The organism is Litoreibacter sp. GN1-5, assembly GCF_055693805.1.
The window spans coordinates 2,555,153-2,576,244 of sequence record NZ_JBVFUP010000001.1; the positions used below are offsets into that span (position 1 = coordinate 2,555,153).

The 21,092-nt window shown below is 56.4% G+C and carries 20 protein-coding genes and 1 pseudogene; 13 read left to right on the top strand and 8 right to left on the bottom strand.

Going from position 1 to position 21,092, the window contains the following annotated elements:
* Positions 1-3: 3 nt before the first annotated feature.
* The 4 genes from ACZ1HF_RS12700 to ACZ1HF_RS12715 all read left to right on the top strand — a co-directional run bounded on the left by ACZ1HF_RS12700 (position 4) and on the right by ACZ1HF_RS12715 (position 5,134).
* Positions 4-1,329: a lytic murein transglycosylase gene (locus ACZ1HF_RS12700; RefSeq protein ID WP_472657858.1), complete on the top strand. Its 1,326-nt coding sequence runs from the start codon at positions 4-6 to the stop codon at positions 1,327-1,329.
* 95 nt (positions 1,330-1,424) lie between these two features.
* On the top strand, positions 1,425-3,248 hold the full coding sequence (gene typA, locus ACZ1HF_RS12705) for a translational GTPase TypA (protein WP_472657859.1): 1,824 nt from the start codon (positions 1,425-1,427) through the stop codon (positions 3,246-3,248).
* Positions 3,249-3,303: 55 nt separating this feature from the next.
* The gene (locus ACZ1HF_RS12710) at positions 3,304-3,948 is read left to right on the top strand and encodes a hypothetical protein (protein WP_472657860.1); all 645 of its coding nucleotides are present in this window, start codon (positions 3,304-3,306) and stop codon (positions 3,946-3,948) included.
* Between the two features lie 802 nt (positions 3,949-4,750).
* On the top strand, positions 4,751-5,134 hold the full coding sequence (locus ACZ1HF_RS12715; protein WP_472657861.1) for a hypothetical protein: 384 nt from the start codon (positions 4,751-4,753) through the stop codon (positions 5,132-5,134).
* 139 nt (positions 5,135-5,273) lie between these two features.
* On the opposite strand, the gene ACZ1HF_RS12720 is transcribed toward ACZ1HF_RS12715, so the two are convergent.
* Together ACZ1HF_RS12720 and ACZ1HF_RS12725 are read right to left on the bottom strand one after the other, a co-directional pair.
* On the bottom strand, positions 5,274-5,795 hold the full coding sequence (locus ACZ1HF_RS12720; protein ID WP_472657862.1) for a helicase-related protein: 522 nt from the start codon (positions 5,793-5,795) through the stop codon (positions 5,274-5,276).
* Between the two features lie 313 nt (positions 5,796-6,108).
* On the bottom strand, positions 6,109-7,956 hold the full coding sequence (locus ACZ1HF_RS12725) for a HipA domain-containing protein (RefSeq protein WP_472657863.1): 1,848 nt from the start codon (positions 7,954-7,956) through the stop codon (positions 6,109-6,111).
* A gap of 292 nt (positions 7,957-8,248) precedes the next feature.
* On the opposite strand from ACZ1HF_RS12725, the gene ACZ1HF_RS12730 reads away from it, so the two are divergent.
* The 3 genes from ACZ1HF_RS12730 (at position 8,249) to ACZ1HF_RS12740 (ending at position 12,534) form a co-directional block, all read left to right on the top strand.
* Entirely contained in the window at positions 8,249-9,211 is a 963-nt protein-coding gene (locus ACZ1HF_RS12730; RefSeq protein ID WP_472657864.1) for an ArdC family protein, read from the top strand.
* A 94-nt stretch (positions 9,212-9,305) separates the two neighbouring features.
* Positions 9,306-11,381, top strand: a complete 2,076-nt coding sequence (locus ACZ1HF_RS12735) for a ParB/RepB/Spo0J family partition protein (protein WP_472657865.1) — start codon at positions 9,306-9,308, stop codon at positions 11,379-11,381.
* A gap of 61 nt (positions 11,382-11,442) precedes the next feature.
* Positions 11,443-12,534 (top strand): DUF7146 domain-containing protein, encoded by a 1,092-nt coding sequence (locus ACZ1HF_RS12740; RefSeq protein ID WP_472657866.1) that lies wholly within the window; start codon positions 11,443-11,445, stop codon positions 12,532-12,534.
* 19 nt (positions 12,535-12,553) lie between these two features.
* Here ACZ1HF_RS12740 and ACZ1HF_RS12745 read toward each other — a convergent pair whose 3' ends face one another.
* Positions 12,554-12,814 carry a hypothetical protein gene (locus ACZ1HF_RS12745; RefSeq protein WP_472657867.1) on the bottom strand — a complete coding sequence of 87 codons (261 nt, stop codon included), beginning with the start codon at positions 12,812-12,814 and terminating at the stop codon, positions 12,554-12,556.
* Between the two features lie 18 nt (positions 12,815-12,832).
* On the opposite strand from ACZ1HF_RS12745, the gene ACZ1HF_RS12750 reads away from it, so the two are divergent.
* Complete coding sequence (locus ACZ1HF_RS12750; RefSeq protein WP_472657868.1) at positions 12,833-13,774, top strand: DUF2493 domain-containing protein; 942 nt, start codon at positions 12,833-12,835, stop codon at positions 13,772-13,774.
* 114 nt (positions 13,775-13,888) lie between these two features.
* Here the strand turns inward: ACZ1HF_RS12750 and ACZ1HF_RS12755 are convergent, their stop codons facing one another.
* From ACZ1HF_RS12755 to ACZ1HF_RS12770, 4 genes are all read right to left on the bottom strand, one after another.
* On the bottom strand, positions 13,889-14,755 hold the full coding sequence (locus tag ACZ1HF_RS12755) for an NmrA family NAD(P)-binding protein (protein ID WP_472657869.1): 867 nt from the start codon (positions 14,753-14,755) through the stop codon (positions 13,889-13,891).
* A 93-nt stretch (positions 14,756-14,848) separates the two neighbouring features.
* Positions 14,849-15,541: a DNA alkylation repair protein gene (locus ACZ1HF_RS12760; protein WP_472657870.1), complete on the bottom strand. Its 693-nt coding sequence runs from the start codon at positions 15,539-15,541 to the stop codon at positions 14,849-14,851.
* A 9-nt stretch (positions 15,542-15,550) separates the two neighbouring features.
* On the bottom strand, positions 15,551-16,021 hold the full coding sequence (locus ACZ1HF_RS12765) for an SRPBCC family protein (RefSeq protein WP_472657871.1): 471 nt from the start codon (positions 16,019-16,021) through the stop codon (positions 15,551-15,553).
* Complete coding sequence (locus ACZ1HF_RS12770) at positions 16,018-16,350, bottom strand: ArsR/SmtB family transcription factor (protein ID WP_472657872.1); 333 nt, start codon at positions 16,348-16,350, stop codon at positions 16,018-16,020. The genes ACZ1HF_RS12765 and ACZ1HF_RS12770 overlap by 4 nt, the downstream gene beginning before the upstream one ends.
* Before the next feature lie 252 nt (positions 16,351-16,602).
* Here ACZ1HF_RS12770 and ACZ1HF_RS12775 point away from each other — a divergent pair, with 252 nt between their 5' ends.
* Together ACZ1HF_RS12775 and ACZ1HF_RS12780 are read left to right on the top strand one after the other, a co-directional pair.
* Positions 16,603-17,043, top strand: a complete 441-nt coding sequence (locus ACZ1HF_RS12775) for a hypothetical protein (protein ID WP_472657873.1) — start codon at positions 16,603-16,605, stop codon at positions 17,041-17,043.
* A 589-nt stretch (positions 17,044-17,632) separates the two neighbouring features.
* The gene (locus ACZ1HF_RS12780; protein ID WP_299555696.1) at positions 17,633-17,956 is read left to right on the top strand and encodes a DUF736 domain-containing protein; all 324 of its coding nucleotides are present in this window, start codon (positions 17,633-17,635) and stop codon (positions 17,954-17,956) included.
* A gap of 305 nt (positions 17,957-18,261) precedes the next feature.
* Here the strand turns inward: ACZ1HF_RS12780 and ACZ1HF_RS12785 are convergent, their stop codons facing one another.
* Positions 18,262-19,281, bottom strand: a complete 1,020-nt coding sequence (locus tag ACZ1HF_RS12785) for an IS110 family RNA-guided transposase (protein WP_472655593.1) — start codon at positions 19,279-19,281, stop codon at positions 18,262-18,264.
* A 203-nt stretch (positions 19,282-19,484) separates the two neighbouring features.
* On the opposite strand from ACZ1HF_RS12785, the gene ACZ1HF_RS12790 reads away from it, so the two are divergent.
* From ACZ1HF_RS12790 to ACZ1HF_RS12800, 3 genes and pseudogenes are all read left to right on the top strand, one after another.
* Positions 19,485-19,826, top strand: a complete 342-nt coding sequence (locus ACZ1HF_RS12790; protein WP_472657874.1) for an ArsR/SmtB family transcription factor — start codon at positions 19,485-19,487, stop codon at positions 19,824-19,826.
* 6 nt (positions 19,827-19,832) lie between these two features.
* Positions 19,833-20,291 (top strand): annotated as a pseudogene (locus ACZ1HF_RS12795) (SRPBCC family protein); the annotation flags it as partial.
* A complete protein-coding gene (locus tag ACZ1HF_RS12800) occupies positions 20,288-20,773 on the top strand; it encodes a GFA family protein (protein WP_472657875.1) in 486 nt (161 codons plus the stop codon). The pseudogene ACZ1HF_RS12795 and the gene ACZ1HF_RS12800, both read left to right, overlap by 4 nt.
* The last annotated feature ends 319 nt before the right edge of the window (positions 20,774-21,092 follow it).

Sequence of the window (21,092 nt, forward strand, 5' to 3'; positions counted from 1 at the left end):
CACATGAAAATAATTCTGACTGTCTTATCCGCAGGACTATTTATCTTTGGCCCAATGCCGTCAAAGGCGGTAGAGTTCTCGCAACGGCCTCTGATACGACCAGGCGGGGTCGATATCACATTGGCTAGCGCCTCTAATAAACCTGTCACACGGTCGAATCGGCCTATTTTGCGTCAGAAACAAGAGCCTGTAATTCGGGTCGCTGCAAATGCCGGTTTCGAAAGCTGGGTGCGATCATTTCGTCCTCGTGCGCTGAGCCAAGGAATTTCAGAAAGCACCTTCGACCGCGCTTTCCGGGGCGCAGGCTATGATCCCGATGTTATCGAGAAAGACCGCAATCAGTCCGAATTCACGAAAACACTGTGGGAATATCTTGATAGCGCGGCCAGTGACAAACGGATCGCGAATGGCAAGAAAGCCTTGCGCGAACAAGATAAAGCTCTGCGGGCTATCGAAGCGCGTTATGGCGTTGAGAAAGAAGTTGTTGCGGCAGTCTGGGGACTGGAAAGCGCTTATGGTGAGTTTCGCGGCAGCAATGATCTGATTAGTTCACTGGCCACACTGGCTTTTGACGGACGGCGCGGTAAATTCTTCGAGCAGCAGTTGATTGCAGCGCTGAAAATCATTCAGTCAGGTGATGTAGAACCACGTCAAATGACCGGAAGCTGGGCTGGTGCAATGGGGCATACGCAGTTTATCCCGACATCATATCTTGAATATGCTGTAGATTTTACCGGAGACGGCAAGCGCGACATCTGGTCTGATAACCCAACTGATGCCCTGGCATCCACGGCAGCTTATCTCAAACGGTTTGGCTGGGTTACTGGACAGCCTTGGGGTGTTGAGGTGGTTTTGCCAAGCGGATTCGATTACGCGCTGGCAAGCCGGAAAATTCAGAAGTCCCCGGCCGAATGGGCCTCACTTGGTGTGCGAGGGCAGAAAGGGTCGGCTGTGCCAAATTATGGCGCGGGCTCGATCCTTTTGCCTGCCGGTGCGCAAGGGGCCGCCTTCATGATCTTCAAGAATTTCAGCGTGATTGAGCGCTATAACACCGCAGATGCCTATGTGATTGGCGTTGGCCATCTATCCGACCGTCTGAAGGGTGGCGGCCCTATTAAAGCAGGCTGGCCACGCGGAGACCGCGCATTGAAATTTGCTGAGCGCAAAGAATTGCAACGCCGTCTTACAGCCGCCGGCTTTAGCACTCAGGGTGTGGATGGCAGGATCGGACCAAAGACGATCGAAGCAATCCGCGGTTTCCAACGTTCGGTTGGGATGGTGCCAGATGGGTATGCGTCTTTGCAGCTGTTAAAGCGTCTGAACCGCTGATTTCCGTAGCGTTACGCCGCAGTGCCGCATAAACGCTGGCCTTTTGGGGCAAGGTCGGGTACGCCGCCCGCAACATTCCTTCAAAGGCAAAGATTATGGACCTTCGCAATATCGCGATTATCGCTCACGTTGACCACGGCAAAACGACGCTGGTGGATGAACTGCTTAAACAATCCGGGTCTTTCCGGGAAAATCAAGCTGTTGCTGAGCGGGCAATGGACAGCAATGATCTGGAACGCGAACGTGGTATCACCATTCTAGCCAAAGCCACGTCTTTGGAGTGGAAAGGTCTACGCATCAATATCGTAGACACACCTGGCCACGCCGATTTCGGGGGCGAGGTAGAGCGTATTTTGTCCATGGTAGATGGTGTCGTTTTGCTGGTGGATGCTGCTGAGGGGCCGATGCCACAGACCAAATTCGTGACCTCCAAGGCGCTGGCGCTGGGCCTGCGTCCTATCGTGGTGCTGAACAAGGTCGATAAGCCGGATGCAGAGCCAGACCGCGCGTTGAACGAGGTGTTCGATCTGTTTGCCAACCTTGGCGCCAATGACGACCAGCTTGATTTCCCGGCAATGTACGCTTCAGGCCGCAGCGGCTGGGCTGACATGGAACTGGACGGCCCGCGCAAGGATCTGTCTGCCCTTCTGGATTTGATCGTAGATCACGTGCCAGCCCCCGCGCAGATCGCGCATCGTGCTGAACCCTTCAAGATGCTGGCGACAACATTGGGCGCTGATCCCTTCATTGGCCGTATCCTGACAGGGCGCGTTGAAAGCGGTACGTTGAAAACCGGTGAAAGTGTCAAAGCGCTTTCACGGGACGGCACACGGATCGAACAGTTTCGTGTGACGAAAATTTTTGCCTTCCGTGGACTAACACAGGTGGCTATCGATGCAGCAGAGGCGGGCGACATCGTGTCTTTGGCGGGTATGGCCAAAGCGACAGTGGCAGATACGATCTGCGCGGCTGATGTAACAGAGGCTATTCCGGCACAACCGATTGATCCACCAACGATTACTGTAACATTCGGGATTAATGACAGCCCATTGGCAGGCAAGGACGGTAAGAAAGTCCAGTCCCGCGTGATCCGCGAACGGCTGCTGAAAGAAGCGGAATCTAATGTTGCTATCAAGATAACAGATACAGCGGGCGGTGATGCCTTTGAGGTCGCTGGACGCGGCGAATTACAGATGGGCGTTCTGATCGAAAACATGCGCCGTGAAGGGTTCGAGCTGAGCATTTCACGTCCGCAAGTCTTGTTTCAGGATGGTCCAAACGGTGAAAAGCTTGAACCGATTGAGGAAGTGACCATTGACGTAGATGACGAATACTCCGGTGCGGTGATCGAAAAGATTACTGGGACGCGCAAAGGCGAATTGATCGAGATGAAACCAGCTGGTGTGGGCAAGACACGGATTATCGCTTATGTCCCATCCCGCGGATTGATCGGATATCACGGCGAATTTCTGACCGACACGCGTGGCACTGGCGTATTGAACCGTGTTTTTCACGAATGGGCACCTCATAAAGGGTCTATTCCAGGGCGGCGTGCAGGTGTTCTTATCTCAATGGAGAATGGTGTGTCTGTTGCTTATGCGATCTTTAACCTCGAAGATCGTGGGAAATTCTTCATTGGCGCGCAGGAAAATGTATATCAGGGCATGATCATTGGCGAACATTCCCGCGAGAACGATCTTGAAGTGAACCCGCTGAAAGGCAAAAAACTGACCAATGTGCGGGCCTCTGGTACGGATGAGGCTGTTCGTCTGACGACACCGGTGAAAATGTCTTTGGAAGAGGCGATTGCCTATATTGATAATGATGAGTTGGTCGAGGTCACACCGAATGCGATCCGCTTGCGCAAGCGCTTCCTTGATCCGCATGAGCGTAAGCGGCAATCTCGCATAGCAAGTTAAGACTTTCCCTTTTGGCGCTTTGTTTTAAAGTACTAAAAATTTTATGGGAAACATTATGATTATTTTACGTATTTTTACCGCCCTTGGGTTAGCGCTGATGCTTTCAGCCTGTTTGAAGTCTGAAGCAGATTTGCAGCTCAATTCTGATGGAACCATTGATTCCGATATGACGGTTGAAGTCAGCAGGGCGCTGTTTGACATGGTAATAGAAGACAACCCAGGCGCTGAAAAAGTATGCCCGCCAAACGCAAGAAGAGAAGTCGGCACAAGAGCGGTTATTTGCGAGTTTTCGGAACAGACCAATATTGAGGAAGCGATTAGCAATGTCGCAAAAATCAAGTATCTGGACCCATTTTTAAAAGACATAAAACTGGAACGTCTGGATAAAGAGCGCATTAAGGTAACGCTGCCGCTGGATTTCGAAAATATCGCCTTTAAACCATCTCAGTTCAACCAATACAAAACGCAATTTAAAGGCGCCCAGGAAGATCTGGCAGGTAAAAATATGATTTTCCGTCTGTATGCTTTGGAGATCGAAGATACTAACGGTGTTCTGAAAAATAACGGTAAAACAGTAGAGTTCAGCATTCCCGTTTTCGAGGTATTGGAGCCTTCAGGAAACCTTCCGGATGAATATACAGCCGTCCTGAAATATCGCAGCTGCGGACGTATCAGCTTTGCCTGCCGCGATGATAATTAACATAAATCAGGGCCGACCCAGCCGCTATGGCGTATCTTTCAAGGGTTGCATCAAGGTGAACAAAATCACCAAGGTGCTGCATTCAATTTTGATTTACATAAATTTGACTTGCTAAGCCTTCTACCTAGCGTCGCAAAGTTGGTTGCGGGAGGGCGCTCAAATTTCAACTTGCGCCATCAATCGTCTGATTTTGAACTTCTACAAAGGCTGCCTGGGGCGGCAAAGAGCGGGTTGTTTCGAGCTGCTGGATAGTAGCTGCTCTTGCAGGTGCGGACGGTCATGACACTATAAAAATAGCCTCTGTTCGCACCAAATGCGGCCCCGTCAAGCGCTCCAGGACCAGCCAACGTCCCGCGATCTCTGCGATATGCCCCCTGCACCGCGCAGCGTATCGACTGGCCAAAGATCGACATTCCACCCATGTTAATGACGCGATCTACCCGCTGCTGTCTGTCAGATCTCGAACCTGTTGGGGCCTGTCAGGTTGCGTATAGTCGACCACGGCTTTCAGTCCCATATCCGTTGAATCCACAAAGGCAAAGCTGACGTTCATCATTTGCCAATAGGACGACTGCAAAGCGGACGAAATATGAATTCGCCGGAACCGCACCAGTGTCCGGTGTCAGCGCATAGTGGCAAAACGAGGCCAACGAATGTGAAGGTGAGTTCGTAACATTCTCGCCCCTGATCGACCCGATGGTGGAGTGGGCGGAAAATAAAAATTGCAAAGATAGAATGGGTATCAGAATACATAGACTCAGAACGGTACGAAGTTCACGCTTGAGGGGAGAAGCTGGTTCATATGCTAACTGTAAAAGGACTGGATAGCCGCGAGTGGGGTACGAGCCGTGTGCGTCTGCACTACTCACATAGGAACGGTGTGAAGCGATACGGTCTTGGGAAGATTACCAACACCGAGACAGGCAAGAGTGTCGTTGCAGTCATTCTAGGCCACGATGACATCCAAGGAATCTATATGGATTATGACACCCGCGATGAGATCGGCGTTTCGAAGGGTGACACACTCGCCTTTGACGTCGCGTCGGTACGCTTACCGGCTAAGTTATGGTGGTACCTCACAATCAGTGACCCATTGATACGTATCCCCGCGTGGCTTGCGGTTTGGTCCATTATTCTTGGTGTTGCAGGTATCTGCTTTGGCGTTGCCAGTATCTTGGAGAATTGACATTGCTCCCGCTGAGCACCCTCTAGGCACGACCACTCCGAGACAGAACAGCACCTACACAAGTGTTTATCGTGGCACATGTTCGGCTGCAAAGCCAAGCATTGTGACCGAGACAATGAATGCATTTTTCAACTGGTTTTTAGAAGGCAATCGTATCTGGCTTAGTATATTGTGACCAACTGACAGTAAGGTCCGCAACTGCTCCTGGATTAATCGCATGCCGGCCAAACTCGATGGCCCTTGCCATCTCCCCCTTTAAGATCGATCCACCGCCATGGTCGTCATCTTCCATCTCAGGTGCGACGATCACATCGTGAATATGCGCAAGCGCTTTGCCCTCTGCCTTTCGCAGGACCCGCCCCCGCCGCTGTATGAACTCTCTGGGGTTCTTGGATGACGCCAGAATAAGTGCGTGACTGACCGACGGTATGTCCACCCCCTCGTCGAGGCACCGGATCGATACCAATACGCCACCTCGCTTGCTGAAGATATCAAGTGTGCGTGCCCGATCTCCAACCATGGCGCTGTGATACTCAAAATTGTCTTCGATTCCCGCCGACGAAATAGCGTCTTTGACACTCGCGAGTTGGTATTGATCGTCGCAATAGACAATCCAGCGTTCACCAGGTCTGTAGGATCCAGACACGATTTCAGCGGCCAAGGAGATTTTTCCTTCAGCGCGTTTGACAATCCTTGCGCGCTGGATCAGCAACCGCTTTATCCGCAGCTGTTTTGCCTTGCTCTACGTCAAATCCAATTTTCTCGAGATCTCTTCGCAATTCTGAAAGCACCGCATTGCTAGTGAGTCCCTTTTCGCGCCCGAGAGTCGAAATTGACGCTTCGTGGTTTACAAAGAGTTGAACAAGCGGTGCGATGAATTCCGGAGGCGGTTCGGTTCTTGGGAACGTTGAATAGCAAATTGTAGACATGGGATCATTCCTTTGCGGCGATGCTCAGCCTTGCCGAGCGGGATATCACTGTGCTGTGAGATCGGAAGAACGGCCGCACACAAAAGCGCGGACTTGCCCCCTTGCCCTTGTCGCAGTTTCTAGCTGTGAAGCAAACTCTGGTAAGTCCATCTCTGCCCCATGTTCCAACAGCGTCGTCGTTAGCGCATTCACCGCTGCCTCGGCGTTACCCATTGGCAAACCAATCGTCCGGGCGAGTGCCAGAAAATCCGCCATTGTCAGCCGATCATCCTTGCCGTTGAGCTTGAGCGCCATGCGGTCGGTGGCAAGACCAGGGAAGACCCGTGTTGTCACCGCATCATAAAGGGGCGCAAAACGGACCGAGGTGAAGTTCTTTGATTCCGGGTCGGCTATTTTCAGCATGGCGAGATTTTTGAGATGCATGTCACCATCCGCGACGAGCCAGGCAAAGACGGCGCGCCGGAACAAGATATCAAGATCAGCAGCGGGATCCGTCGACAACGGCCGCAACCCTTTGGCCATGCGTTCGATGGTGCCATCATATTTAGCAGACGCGGGCAGGTCGAGAATGGAGCAGAAGTCTTCCAGTGCAAACCGGCGCATGTCGTCGGAACCGTGCCGGATGTCGAACCGTTCGACCACCAGCGCCGGCGGCATACCGTCCGGCATCTCGATCAGCGCCGCAGCGGGCACATCAAAACCGGCGACACGTCCCAGCTCCAGACAGAGCCATTCCACAATCGGCAGCGTTTCGAACCCTGCCGTGCCCGCTGGTTTGAGAATATGCGTGAAAGGGTGATCGATCGCGGGGACCAACGCGCCATCGGCCATGAGACTCATCGGGGCCTTGATCTGGACACCCGACAGACGCGGTGTCTCAGCCCGCGCAAAGACGCGTGCGAGGTTTTGCTCGAACGTCTCTTCGATTTCGCCGCGCGCGGGTCCTGCATAATGGCCGGTAAAACGCCCGGCATCCGTGAACACCGACAATGGCATGGTCAGCACATCGGCAGGCAATTCCGCCAGTTCCGCGCGGCTTTCGACGATTGTGATGTTGGACATATAGCGCCGACCGCGCCGCAGCGCTTCACGTTCATCGCGGTCATGGAGAATCTGCGCAAGCCAGCCTTCCGGCAGGAGCGACTCCACGAAGGCGGGGAGCTTGCCCGGCGTTGTTTCGCGCACAAGTACGGGACCTAGCCTCTTTCGGGGTGTCCAACGCCATTCAAAACCATCATGGGTCAATTGCCCCAAGGGTTCACCATGCCAGGCAATCAACAAATCAAGCGCCGCCTTGTTGGCGGGCGGCTTGGCCGTACCCGGCTGTGTTAGCAGAAACCGCTCTGCCCCCTCGCCTTCCCGATACCAACCATTCTCCCGGGCCAAGGCCCACGTGGCATCGGCTGCCGCTTTGGGGGAACCATGTTCCTCAATCAGTCGCTCGGCCATCTGTCTGCGCATATCTGTTGTGATTGCGCTGGCATGTTCGCTTCTTAACCGAAAGGCTTCCAAAAACCGGTGTCGTGGCGAGGCGACCTGCAAATGTACCTCGCCAAGCTCGTCGCCGATGACGGCAGGAGCGGTTGAGGGATGTGCGGGGGCTTGGTTCTGGACAATTTCCAAATTGCGCAGCCGCGTCCGTTGATTGCGCTTACCACTGATAAACAGTCGGCCATCTTCCGTTGGCGCCAGAAGGAACGCGCTTGCAGAGGAGAGATAGGCGGTGGGATAGAGGTAATGCGCAATACGGATTGCGTGCGAGAGGATCGTCCGGTCTATATCGACGTCATGCGCAACATAGACGCCGCGCACAAGCTGGATCAGATTTCCCGCCTGGGCGCGAAGATGCGCCTGTTTGGCATCAATAGTTTCGCCAACAAGATAGATGGACATGGCATTTTCTCGCATTTCAGATGCGTGCTAATTCCATATTTGCGCACGTACGTCAAGAATTATCACGCATCTCACATGCGCGATAATTCCCTCCCTGCCCATCTCTGTCCACAAAATGCCTGCAGAAATCTGGGTTTCCACCTGCCGTCGAGCCAGAGCCGTGGCGAGGCCATATCTCGCTGGGAAACGCTACAACGCCACCATTCTTGAGAGTGAGAGTGCAGGCGGCTGTGCCGTGACGGGTTGAAAGTCGGGAGAGAGGCTTCCGGCGCCTGTCGCGGAGTATCCCATAATGTCCCGATCTCAATCCCGCGCCCGGTCCGCCAAGAACCGGACGAACCTCTATGACGAAATCACGAACAAAATCCTCGGTGAGTTGGAAGCTGGCCATGTGCCCTGGGTTCAGCCCTGGGAGACAGCGGCGGCCAAGGCGCCGCTTGCCATGCCGAACAACACCGCGACCGGCCGCGGTTATTCCGGGATCAACATCCTCATTCTCTGGAGTGCGGTGATTGAGCATGGTTTTCCGGGCCAGAGCTGGCTGACCTTCCGCCAAGCCCTGTCGCTAGGCGGCAATGTGCGCAAGGGTGAGCGCGGCACCACCATCGTCTATGCAGATCGCTTCGTCCCAAATGATGAGAAGAAACGCGCCCGGGAAACCGGCGATGATCCAAAAGCAATCCCGTTCCTGAAGCGCTTTACCGTCTTCAATGCCGCGCAATGCGAAAACCTGCCTGCGGATGTCACAGTGGCAGCGCCACCGACCCCGCCTGGCCTGATCGCGCCCCGGGTCGAGGCCTTGATCGCGGCGACCGGTATCGATTTTCGCATTGGCGGCAATCGCGCCTTCTACGCGCCAATTGATGACTATGTACAAGTGCCACCACCGCAGGTCTATTTCGAGCCGATCAACTGGCATCGGACGGTGCTGCATGAGATGGGGCATGCCAGCGGCGCGGCGCACCGCCTAAATCGCGACCTCTCCGGTTCATTCGGCTCGAAGACATACGCCTGCGAAGAATTGGTCGCTGAGATGAACGCCGCCTTCTGCTGTGCCTCGCTTGGGATCGTGCCGACAGTGCGACATACCGACTATATCGGTTCCTGGCTCAAGGTTCTGAAGGAGGACAACCGCGCCATCATCCGCGCTGCCTCCAAGGCCAGCAAGGCAGCTGACTATCTGCTTGGATTCTTGCCGGACGACATACCGCCAGATGGTATGACCGCGCCCAAGCTTAGCCGGACCTCGACCTGATCCGGCGTCATAAAGAGGGAGAGGCGTGAAGGGGTTTTGTGACGGGTTGGAGGTCGAGAGAGAGGCTCCCGGCCGCCCGTCGCGGAGAAAATCCATGACCCATGCAAAACCCAAATCAAAGATCACGCTCAGTGTCTCGCGCGACATCCCCTTTAACAAGCTGCTGCTGTCCCAGTCGAACGTTAGGCGGATCAAAGCCGGCGTTGCGATCGAGCAGCTTGCAGAGGACATCGCCCGACGCACGCTTCTGCAGAGCCTGACCGTGCGGCCCATCATCAACGAGGATGGCAAAGAGACCGGCATGTATGAAGTGCCCGCCGGTGGGAGGCGCTATCGCGCGCTCGAACTGCTGGTGAAACAGAAGCGTTTGAACAAGACCGCACCCATCCCTTGTGTGATCCGCACAGCGGGCCTCGCCGAGGAAGACAGTCTCGCTGAAAACGTCCAGCGCGCGCCACTGCATCCACTCGACCAGTTCCGCGCGTTTCAGGTGATGCGTGAGAAGGGCCTGGGCGAGGAAGAAATCGCGGCCGCGTTCTTCGTGTCTGTGAATGTCGTGAAACAGCGGCTGCGGCTTGCGGCGGTGAGTGAAATCCTGCTTGGGGCCTATGCCGAGAACGAGCTGACGCTGGACCAGTTGATGGCGTTCACGGTCAATCCCGATCATGCGCGGCAGACCCAGGTCTGGGACGCGATCAAGGACGCCTATACCGCGCAACCCTATCAGATCCGGCGCATGCTAACCGAGGATGCGGTGCGCGCGTCGGACAAGCGGGCGCAGTTCATTGGTATCGAGGCTTACATAGAGGCAGGCGGCGCAGTGATGCGCGATCTGTTCGAAAGCGATGATGGTGGCTGGCTTGAGGATGTGGCTCTGGTCGACATGCTTGTCACCGAGAAGCTCAATGAGGAAAGTGACGCGATCCGGGCCGAAGGCTGGAAGTGGGTCGAGGTTGGTCTCGATTTCCCTTACGGCCACACCTACGGGCTGCGGCGTCTCTTCGGCGAACAGGAGCCGCTGACCGATGAGCAGCAGGCGACCCGCGACGCGTTGCAGACCGAACTCGACCAGCTTGAGGCCGACTATGCCGATGCGCCGGAACTGCCCGATGAGATCGACGAACGCCTGGGCGAGATTGAGACGGCAATTGATGCGATTGATGATCGTCCGCTGGTCTATGATGCCGACGAGGTGTCGCGCGCTGGGGCCTATGTCAGCGTCAGCCCCAGCGGTCACCTGCATGTGGCGCGCGGATATATGCGACCCGAAGACGAACTTCCTGTTGCGCCGCAGATCGATGAGACGGAGACGCCTGAAACCGATCAGACAGAGGATGATGGTGCACAATCCGTCGATCCCGCAAGCGAACCGGATGAGGATGAAGACCTGAAACCCATACCGGACCGGCTGGTCGCCGAACTCACCGCGCATCGCACAGTGGCATTGCGTCTTGCGCTGAGTGCATCCTTCGACACGGCATTCCTGGCCTGCCTTCATAAGCTCGTATTGGACCAGTTCTACAGCTACGCGCAGGACAGTTGTCTCGAACTGACGGCGAAATGCGTCTATTTCGGATCGCAGGCACCGGGCCTTGGCGATACACCCTATGCGATCGCCCTTGATGCGCGGCACGAGGGTTTTGCAGACAAGTTGCCAAATGATCCTGAACAATTGTTGGATCATCTTAGTGCCCTGGATGACGCGACATGTCAGGCGCTTTTCGCCCATTGTGTCGCTCTGACAACCAATGCAACCGTGGACGCATATAACCTTAGACCACGCGCCATTGCCGATGCCGATCGGTTGGCGGTCGCGCTTGAGCTCGACATGATCTCAGCAGGCTGGAAGCCAACAGCGGATGCTTATCTCGGGCGCGTCACCAAGGCGCGCATTGCCGCGGCTGTGGCCGAGGCGAAGGGTGACAAGACTGCATCAGATCTGAAGCCTCTCAAGAAAGACATGATGGTCGCAAAGGCGGAAGAATTGCTCGCTGATACCGGCTGGCTGCCGGAGCCGCTCCGCACACCGGAACGGCAGATCGAAGATGGTAGCGATCTTGTCGACGTGCCACCGGCGGCAAATGACGGCGAAACGGCCATGGACGCAGAAGGCGACCCCGCCGACAATGAAGATGCGGGGCAGGACGAGCAGCTCACCGCAGCGGAATGATCAAATCACTCCCCAACTGGGCCCGCCGCAAGGTGGGCCTTTTTTCTATGGAGGCATGTCCATGGCACATTCCCTATCGGAACTGACCGAGGCTCTGGCCCGCAATGCCGAAGCCGTCTGTCGGTACTATCTTTCAAACGGGCGCCGTGAAGGCCGCTATTGGATGATTGGTGATGTCCGCAATACGCCGGGTCGCTCAATGTATGTCCGCCTGACTGGGCCGGATGCCGGCAAGGGGGCGGCGGGCAAATGGACCGATGCGGCCACTGGCGAATATGGGGACCTGCTCGACATCATCGGCGAGAGGTGCGGGCTGGTCGATTTCGCCGATGTTGCCGCAGAGGCGCGACGGTTTCTGCGTTTGCCGCCCCCGGAGACGCGTCCCCAACCAAAGCCGCGACCATCGGCAGCACGTGTTGGATCGCCAGAAGCGGCCCAGCGGCTGTTCGCGATGTCACACCCCATCGCGGGCACTTTGGCAGAAACCTACCTGCACAACCGCGGCATTACGGCGTTGCGGGACACCGGAAACATCCGCTTTCATCCGCGCTGCTATTATCGACCCGGCCAAGAGTCGGAGACGTGGCCCGCCCTTGTTGCCGCTGTCACGGATCTGAATGGCACGGTCACCGGCGCGCATCGCACCTATCTTGATCCTGCCGCGCATGATCCAGACAGTTTTTCCAAAATCAATCTCGGCAAAGCCCCAATCAACACGCCGCGCCGCGCCATGGGCGTTCTGCTCGGGAACGCCGTCCGCTTCGGGACCCCGCAGGATACCATGGCGGCAGGGGAAGGCATTGAGACCATGCTATCGCTGAAAATGGTCCTGCCGTACATGTCGATGGTCGCAGCGCTGTCCGCCGCTCATCTTGCCGCCATCCTGTTTCCGCCATCCTTGCGCCGGCTCTATGTCGCCAGCGATGACGATCCCGCCGGGGATGGTGCAACGAAGACGTTGATCAACCGGGCGCATGCGGCGGGGCTCGAGGCGATCACACTGTCGCCACAACGAGGAGACTTCAACGAGGATCTGCGCGGCCTTGGGAGCGATGCCTTGTGCCAAGCTGTTCGGGTTCAGATCGCCCCGCATGATGTCCACCGTTTCATCTGTCACGCTGGGATGTCCGGGAGGAAGGCGGAACAGGTCTGATCGATCCTGTCGGGACCGGTCATGGGACGCACGCACCATCATCGGCAAGAGCCGCGACCTCGGCCTTCTTCAGAGGGCGACAGAACGGCAAACGGGACGGACTGGCAATGGCTACGCCCGGTTCTTTTCCGGTGGCGGCAGAGCCGCCGTTCCATCGCGACCCAAAAGAACCGGTCTCCACCATCCTCCGCTGCGCTGCGGCCCTACGCCTTGCTTTGGGTGCAGGGCCGTCCCGCCCGCCGTCTTGCGTCGCCATGAAGGCCGCGGCGGTCGCGGCCACCTGACGAAGGAGCCTCCCATGGTCACCAATCCACATGACACGGATGACGAGCCCCATCACAGCGCATCCGCCACCGGCACCATCTGTAGCGAGCTGCACCTTTACGGCTACCAGCATTCCGAAAACGAGCCCGATCCGCGTGATGTTCCCGAAGATCATATGATCGCAGGCGCCATCGCCGATATCTTCGATGCGCTTGTGGCGACCATGGCCGACACCAGCCTTGATACCGACCTCGACGAACTGCTTTGGTCGACGGTCAACATGTTCCACCGCGCCGTGAGCCGGATCGAACGCAAGCTCGACGACAACGAACAGGCGCAGAAACGCGGACAGCGTGACCAGGACGGGTCCGAGGTTCAGGCCGTACAGCTCGAACATCTGATCGCCACTGGCCAGACTCTTCTTGAACGCCGTGACGGTATGGAGGTCTTCCGCGACACGGCCGCCGAGCATTATCTCCGCCTGACTGGCACGCCCTGGTCACCGCGATCCGGATCCCGGATCAACCATCGCAACCTCACGTCGGCGATGATCGACAGCCGGGATTTCCTTGCCGCGAAAAAACGCGCAGACATTGAAGTGCATCTGCCAACAGGTACAAGGATCGCGCTGACCGGCGGCATGGACTTCAATGATCATCACCTGATCTGGGAGACGCTCGACAAGGTCCACGCCAAACATACCGATATGGTGCTCTTACATGGCGGATCACCCAAGGGCGCCGAACTGATTGCCGCCAAATGGGCTGAGACCCGCACAGTGCCGCAGGTCGCCTTCAAGCCGGATTGGACTCGCCACGGCAAGGCCGCACCTTTCAAACGCAATGATGCAATTTTAGAAGTACTGCCGATTGGCGTGATTGTCTTTCCAGGAACCGGTATTCAGGACAATTTCGCGGATAAGGCGCGAAAGCTCGGCATCAAGGCCTATGATTTCCGCAAGACGGGCTGCGCTTGATCGCTGCTCAAGGGCCGCCCCCTGCTTTGGCTTGCGGCGGCGGTCGCCTGACCGTCAAACGCATATGACATCCGCGTCGACAGGCGGTGGCCACGCCACCCATGGTCGCGGGTCTCATTGATCTGAACGGCTGATGCTGGATTGTATGTAGTCACGTAAGGATGTTTCACCGTGCAAGGGTGCCTCGGCGGTATCCGTCTCTCCGTCGATCACGGCCCTGGTCATACAGGCATAGGATGCCGCCGCTTCCTCGGAAAAGCCGAACTGGCGGAAGGTGCGCTCCAGTTCCTCACGCGAAATTTCCTGAACTGTGACGGGCCGACCCAAGGCATCAGAAAAGGCTTTAGCCACGTCGTTCGGCGTATACCGGTTTGGCCCTTCGATGTGGAGCGTTCCGGTTTCGCTGACGGGCTCCATCAGGCGACGGGCAGCCACGCGCCCAAGGTCATCAGGGGACACCATCGGCAAGCTGAGATCGGCCGGAAAAAAGCTCGGCAGAGTGCCGGATTCGCGCACCATGTCGCGCATCCCGGTCCAGTTACTCATATAATAGGCGCCGCGATTGATCGCCGCCGGGATAGGCTGGTTTGCAAGCAAGTGTTCAAACGCGTGCAGCACTGTCAGGTCACCACAGCGGTCACCCGGTCGAGCGCCATAGGTTGATTGGGCCACGACTTTGTCCAGTCCCGAGCTGTCCAACGCCTCCATGATGGCAGCGACATTCGCCCGTTCCTCGGCATCCGTATCGCCGGATGGATCAGCGGGCGGATTAAGCAAGAAAGCCCGTTGCCCGCCGCGAAAGACATCGTGCAATGCCTCAACATCACGAATATCAACAACGGCGATATGCGCGCCACGGCGCTTTAGCGCTTCACCATGCTGCTCTTTGCGGGTGACCACGGTAACCCTTTCACCCAGACCGAGCAGAGCGCGGGCCGTGGCAGAGCCAACCTGACCAGTTCCTCCAAGAATAATGTGCAAGGCCAGCCTCCAAAAAACGATGCTTTGAAGGAAGTATAGCAGATCGGTCTGCCAGAACCTGTCAGGAGACTTTTTCCGGCACAATGTACAGCGTCAAGACCGCAGTGCTTTTCGGACGCTGTCCGGAAGCAGCTTGGACGCCGCTGTGATCGTGGAGCGCGGCAAGTGCTTCTTGTTGCGTTCCAGAAACGCAATCAAGGCCTCGGCGTCTCTTTTACCTGCTTCGCGCGTCCAGGACGCAACGGCCTTTTGCACGTAATCGTCGCCGTCAGCGGCCAGCATATCCGCGATGCGAAACGTGTCCTCCACTTCACCGCGTCGGATGAAGGCAAATGTACTCACAATCGCTGTTCGCCGTTCGTGCGGATCATTCGAGCGCGCCAGTGTGTTGAGGATCGATCTATCCTTGTCGACCAGATATGCGCCGACGACATGAGGTGCTGCACGGTCAACCAAATCCCAGTTGTTGATCCGGTCGTGGCGCCGCAGGTAGAGATCAAAAAGGGCCTTCCGGTCCGCCTCCGGCAGCTTTTTCCGCCGAGCTTGAAAGTCCATCACGGAAACCGCCGCCATGCGAACCTCGTAGCGTGTATCGTCGAGCAGCGTTTCGATATCCGCCAAACCCAGATCGGCAAACTGCTTCGCGACCGGAAAGACCTTGGGCATGGGGACGCCCATGATGCGTGTTTCGTCATCGCCGCCCTTGAAGAAGCGTGCAACATCATCGATCTTCGCAGGCTCCACCTTCTCTTCCAAAAAGGCAATCAGATCGTTGATTTGCGACATTCATGGCCTCTACGAAACTTTGGCAACCAGTGCGTCGAGACTGCGATAACTTGCTTCCAGCCCTTCATCCATCGGACTTTGCAACACACCGTCACGTGTTTCCTTGCTGTCATAGTGCAGGCTCATCACCACGGTCGAGTGACCATCTTGTTCGGAGAAAACCTGCTCGACCAGCGTCTCATTGTCGGGAAAGATGTCGAAGACTTCGGTCAGGAGAAGACGCTCTTCGCTCTCAATCTCGCGGAAGGTGCCGGTGGCAACCATACGGCCGTCTGCCCATTCCCAAACATAGCGATAGGCGCCACCCACACGCAGATCGATTTCGCATTCCGGCATGGTATGACCAGAAGGCCCTGTCAGCCAACGCTTGACCAATTCGGGATCAGTATGTGCGCGCCAGACAAGCGATTTCGGTGCATCGAAGCTGCGTGTAATTACAATCGTCGTCTCCGTGGGAGTGGTCATCGCGAGGGGTCTCATGTCTTCGGCTCCTTTGTCTTCATGGTTTCCAGAACGTCATCAAGCCGCGCATAATTCTCCGACCAGATCATGCGGTAATGCTCAAGCCAGTCGGAAATCGCTTCAAACGCGGCCGGTTCGATACGACGGGGTCGGGCGTTACCGGAAATGCGCGTCGAAATGAGCCCGGCATCTTCGAGCACCTTCAAATGTCGCGAAATCGACGGCTGGGATATCTCAAAAGGCTGCAGAAGTTCGGCGACAGTCGCCTCCCCCTCGACAAGACGGGCCAGCAGCGCCCGGCGGGTCGGGTCAGACAGCGCATGAAAAATATGATCGAGTGATGACATGGCTGTATTAATATAACTAATTAGCTATATAGTCAAGATCGGATATTGTTCTTTCCCCATTTTCCTTTATGCGTGGCAACCACTAGCCTTGGTCGCGGCGCAATCCTCGCGATTGCCAGCATTCTTTGGCCAGTTGTGCTCAGTTCCCCGTCATCGAACTGTCAGGAGCGCAGCATTTCTGCTATGCTGATTGAGCGCCGAGGTGGTGGTGGCAGGCGCAACCGTTCATCGTTTTGCACGGAGACATCCACCATGATCGCGTTCAACATTTTGCTCCTCATCACCACTATCGGCCTCTTGTGCTGGCTGGTATTCTCGCTCGCCATCTATGCATTGCCTTTACTCATTGGTGTCACGGCGGGTCTGTGGGTGCATGGCAGCGGAGCTGGCCCGATTGGCGCCATTGTCATCGGAGCCGTTGCCACCGCTGCGATCTTCATCATTGGACAACTCGTTTTCAGCTTCGCACGACCGCTGTGGATCCGATTGGTTGTCGCAGCCCTGTTCGTCGGACCGGCGGCGGTGGCCGGTTACGCCGCCACACATGGCATCGCGAAACACATCATGCCCTCTGATAACTGGCAAATCGCCGTCTCGATCGTGGGCGCTGTCGCCATCGGTATTGCGGCGCTCGCTCGTATGGCAGGCATGACCCCAACGGAATCAGATATGGAGCATTTGCGCGGATCGTAGTCCCCGGATGGCCGGAACGGGAAAGGGAGAGTCTGATGCCTTGATCTTCCAAACACCCAGGCCGGTGATCGAAGGCGTGGGGGTTGAATGGATATCCTGAATCGACCGACGCAGGACCCGATTTATGTGTAGGCCTTTGTACGGCACCCGAAAGCGCAAGCCGTCATGGCACGTTGGAGCAGTATCAATGCTGGATTGGCTCGTTAGCTGACGGAAAGACGAGCTTGCCTGACATGGCGACGATTGCGATGTCACCGTAATAGGGTCGGACTTTCGCGGCGTCACCGGGTTTCCAGTTTCTCCATTGATCTTCAGAGTTGGGGGTCGACCGCTCCAAACGGCCTCTTCAATGGACTGATCTGGCCGAAAGGCGGCTTCGCCTCGACCGCCTATGGCTCAACGGTGCCGGCCCACTTTCTTCCCCTGCCGGCTGCGCCGCCATTCCTCGCGAAATCAAGAAAGTCTCCCGCCTCCGTCCGGCGCTGACGCTGGGCCCTCACGGGTGAGCCGTCGGTCGCCTTCGACCTGCCGATCTCCATCGAGGCCGCAATGGTGCGGGCTCGGAAACATCTGATCAAGGAGAACTACAATGGCAACCATCGGCACCTTCAAGAAGTCCGGCAACGAATATACCGGCGAAATCGTCACCCTCAATGTACAGGCCAAGAACGTCCGCATCGTTCCAGAAACCAGCCAGGCCAGCGAGAATGCACCCAGCCACCGCGTACTGGTGGGCCGCGCCGAAATCGGCGCCGCCTGGTCAAAGACCTCAAACGAGGGTCGCGGCTATCTCGGCCTCAAACTGGACGACCCCAGCTTCACGGCTCCAATCTATGCCAACCTCTTCGACGAGGAAGACGGCGAAGGCTTCAGCCTCATCTGGAGCCGCCCCAATCGCCGCAATGGCGACTGAGTCCCTGACGAAAAGCCCCACCTGAGTTCTTCAGGTGGGGCCTTGCTATCACCGAATGTCGTCTGTGGATGGCTCCTGCATTGCAAGACATTTTTGACGTTTATTGCGGCGTTTAATCAGTACAGTCGTCTGTCCGGCCTGTTCATGTGGTGATCTGCCACTGGCCTTGATGATTTCCGCAAGCGAGGTTCCAATCGGCTTCACGGCCTTCGAGGGCCAACGTCATTCCCGGAGTGTCCTCGCTCTTGGTTGACTTAGTCCGCATCATCACGTCATGCGCCTTGCATCTCTGGCAGGTGTCCCGATCAGGTGACCGGCTGCCGGTAATTCTCCTGTCTCGTCAACATTGCCCAGATCACGCGCGCGGTTTTGTTTGCCATGGCAACTGTTGCAAGTCGAACCGGCTTTCCAGCGAGCATCCTCGCTGTCCAGATATCGACTTTCTCGGGATGGAGTTTTGCCATCAATGCGCGCGATGTCATGCCAACGATAAGAAGTTTCCTGAGGTAATGATCACCTTTCTTGGTAATCCGCCCAAGCCTCTCTTTGCCGCCACTGGACTTGTTGAGCGGGGTTAAGCCCAGCCAAGCGGCCAGATCTCGTCCGGTTTTGAACTGTTTGGCGTCGCCGACGGTCGCCACGATGGCCGACGCCGTAATTGGACCAATCCCAGGCACCTGCATCAGTCGGCGTGCGTTGGCATCTCGCCGAGCATGGCTCTCGATCAACTTGGAAAAGCCTTCAATTCGGGCGCTGAGCCCAAGGAGTTGATAACACAAGGTGCCGAGAACCCCGTTCGCCAGTTCGGGAATTTTAGGTTGATCACCGTCCAGGTGGCTTTTGGAAAAGCGGGCCACAGCCTCAACCCCGGTTGGGAGAACATAGCCAAACTCACGCAGCATCCCCCGTATCATGTTTGAGACCTGGGTTCTCTGGCGGACGATGAGTTCGCGCGTGCGGTGGGCGGTCAAAAGAGCTGGCTGGTCTTCGGTCTTGATCTCAACAAATCTCATCGTCGGGCGGCCAACCGCTTCGCAGATTGCCTCTGCATCCACTGCGTCGGTCTTTCCGCGTTTGACATATGGCTTGACGTAAGTTGCTGGCATCAAACGGACATCGTGCCCTAACTTGCGAAGTTCACGGCCCCAATGATGGGCCGAACCGCAGGCTTCCATACCGACCACACAAGGCGGTAGGCCCTCAAAGAACTCTAACAGTTTTGCGCGTTTGATCTTCTTGTTGAAGACCTTGTCGCCAGTCACAGAAACTCCGTGAACCTGAAAAACATTCTTGGCCAGATCCAGTCCTATGGTTTTTACTTGCATTGGGTGGCTCCTCTCAAAAGCAGATTTCGACACCTGCATTATGGCGCATTGCGACGCCGGGTGGAGCAGGAGCCATCCACTTCATCCGCTCCGAGCCCCCATACTTCCCCGTTCGTGCAGTGCAGCAAATGACGGCTTTCGCATTACTTAGGGATTTTCCTAAATAATTTGACAAAGCTGACGGAGCCTTGTTACTTAGGGATATGTCTAAGTTTGATTCGACCCTTGATCTGTGCTTCTCGGCCCTCGGCGATCCGACGCGGAGAATGATCCTCGAGCGCCTTGCGCGTAGTGAGGCGACCGCAGGCGAATTGGCGGAACCCCACAACATGGCGCTGCCCTCTTTCATGGAACATCTGAAGAAGCTGGAAGCAGCCGGATTGATCACATCCGAGAAGAAAGGACGGACCCGTGTCTGCCAACTGGCACCGGATGCCTTCTCGCCCGCGAAGAACTGGCTGACAGAGCAAAGCGAAATCTGGGAAGGACGGCTTGACCAATTTGACGATTACATCACCAACCTTATGAAGGAGAAGAACAAATGACTCTCCGATCCCAAAACCGACCTCACGTTCACCCGCACGCTCAATGCACCCCGATCTGTCTTATGGGAGTGCTGGACCACGCCCGAGCACATCAAGAATTTCTTCGTCCCCAAGCCACACGGGATTGAGAAATGCGAGATCGACCTGCGTGTGGGCGGCAAGTTCAACACGACGATGAATGTCGAGGGCAACCTGATGGAAAACGAAGGGGTCTATCTGGAAGTCGAGGACGGCAAGCGCCTCGTCTTCACCGACACCTATAGCGAAGGCTGGAAGCCTGCGGCCGATCCCTTCATGACAGCAATCATTGAATTTGAGGACGACGGCAATGGCGGCACCACATACACCGCGACCGCACGGCGTCGCTCACCCGAAGCGCGTCAGAGCCACGAAGACATGGGGTTCTACGACGGCTGGGGTACAGTAGCGACGCAGCTCGAAGAATACGCCAACTCACTCAAGTGACAGATCTTCAATTGGCAAAATCGGGTGGATGCCAATGCGGTTCGATCAGGTTCCACGCCGCGGCACTCAGCGACAATCCGCATGTCTGCCATTGCCGCATGTGCCAGAAGGCGGCTGGAAACCTCTTCGGTGCGCGCGTTGGCGTCTTGGTCCGTGATCTGACCTGGACACGTGGGCAACCATCGAAGTTCTACAGCTCGGAAGGAATCGCGCGCGGGTTTTGTGGTGATTGCGGCACGCCACTCTTCTATCACAACGAGGAAAGCGAGCGGTTCTCGATCTCGATCGGTGCATTTGATGATCCATCCGACATCGCTCTTGCCTTTGAGTTAGGGATCGAAGGCAAGCTACCACAGACTGCGCAGCTCGTTGACTTGCCGAACTTCGGATCAAGCGAAGAGGACGATCCAGAGGGCACCGCACTCGCGCGGCGGACATCGCGCCAACATCCCGACAACGACACCGATGACTGGCCTACATAGCTGACCTTCTACCCGGAGCCGTGGGTGTGTACCGGTCGCTAGGGGATGTCAGCCAAAATGCCGAGAAACACGCAGTGGGATCAAGAAGCGCACGGCACTAGACACCACGCTTCCGCACAAGCTCCTGTTCGATGACTTCTATACCCCATTGCTAACCGGGCATCTCAAGCGAAAGCACAAACCGGGCCGCTGATCGACAGGTAAGAAGCTTCTTCAGGCCGCAATCAGGCGCGCTAACCAAACGTCTACAATCTATCGACCGCAACCGCCTATATTGACTCGACTGAGGGTGAGATTTTAGCACCCCCAACTTCCCCAT

Excerpts from the sequence above, each read along its gene's own strand:
- ACZ1HF_RS12700 (WP_472657858.1), top strand. The coding sequence starts at position 4 with ATGAAAATAATTCTGACTGTCTTATCCGCAGGACTATTTATCTTTGGC.
- typA (WP_472657859.1), top strand. The coding sequence starts at position 1,425 with ATGGACCTTCGCAATATCGCGATTATCGCTCACGTTGACCACGGCAAA.
- ACZ1HF_RS12710 (WP_472657860.1), top strand. The coding sequence starts at position 3,304 with ATGATTATTTTACGTATTTTTACCGCCCTTGGGTTAGCGCTGATGCTT.
- ACZ1HF_RS12715 (WP_472657861.1), top strand. The coding sequence starts at position 4,751 with ATGCTAACTGTAAAAGGACTGGATAGCCGCGAGTGGGGTACGAGCCGT.
- ACZ1HF_RS12725 (WP_472657863.1), bottom strand. The coding sequence starts at position 7,956 with ATGTCCATCTATCTTGTTGGCGAAACTATTGATGCCAAACAGGCGCAT.
- ACZ1HF_RS12730 (WP_472657864.1), top strand. The coding sequence starts at position 8,249 with ATGTCCCGATCTCAATCCCGCGCCCGGTCCGCCAAGAACCGGACGAAC.
- ACZ1HF_RS12735 (WP_472657865.1), top strand. The coding sequence starts at position 9,306 with ATGACCCATGCAAAACCCAAATCAAAGATCACGCTCAGTGTCTCGCGC.
- ACZ1HF_RS12740 (WP_472657866.1), top strand. The coding sequence starts at position 11,443 with ATGGCACATTCCCTATCGGAACTGACCGAGGCTCTGGCCCGCAATGCC.
- ACZ1HF_RS12750 (WP_472657868.1), top strand. The coding sequence starts at position 12,833 with ATGGTCACCAATCCACATGACACGGATGACGAGCCCCATCACAGCGCA.
- ACZ1HF_RS12760 (WP_472657870.1), bottom strand. The coding sequence starts at position 15,541 with ATGTCGCAAATCAACGATCTGATTGCCTTTTTGGAAGAGAAGGTGGAG.
- ACZ1HF_RS12765 (WP_472657871.1), bottom strand. The coding sequence starts at position 16,021 with ATGAGACCCCTCGCGATGACCACTCCCACGGAGACGACGATTGTAATT.
- ACZ1HF_RS12770 (WP_472657872.1), bottom strand. The coding sequence starts at position 16,350 with ATGTCATCACTCGATCATATTTTTCATGCGCTGTCTGACCCGACCCGC.
- ACZ1HF_RS12775 (WP_472657873.1), top strand. The coding sequence starts at position 16,603 with ATGATCGCGTTCAACATTTTGCTCCTCATCACCACTATCGGCCTCTTG.
- ACZ1HF_RS12780 (WP_299555696.1), top strand. The coding sequence starts at position 17,633 with ATGGCAACCATCGGCACCTTCAAGAAGTCCGGCAACGAATATACCGGC.
- ACZ1HF_RS12785 (WP_472655593.1), bottom strand. The coding sequence starts at position 19,281 with ATGCAAGTAAAAACCATAGGACTGGATCTGGCCAAGAATGTTTTTCAG.
- ACZ1HF_RS12790 (WP_472657874.1), top strand. The coding sequence starts at position 19,485 with ATGTCTAAGTTTGATTCGACCCTTGATCTGTGCTTCTCGGCCCTCGGC.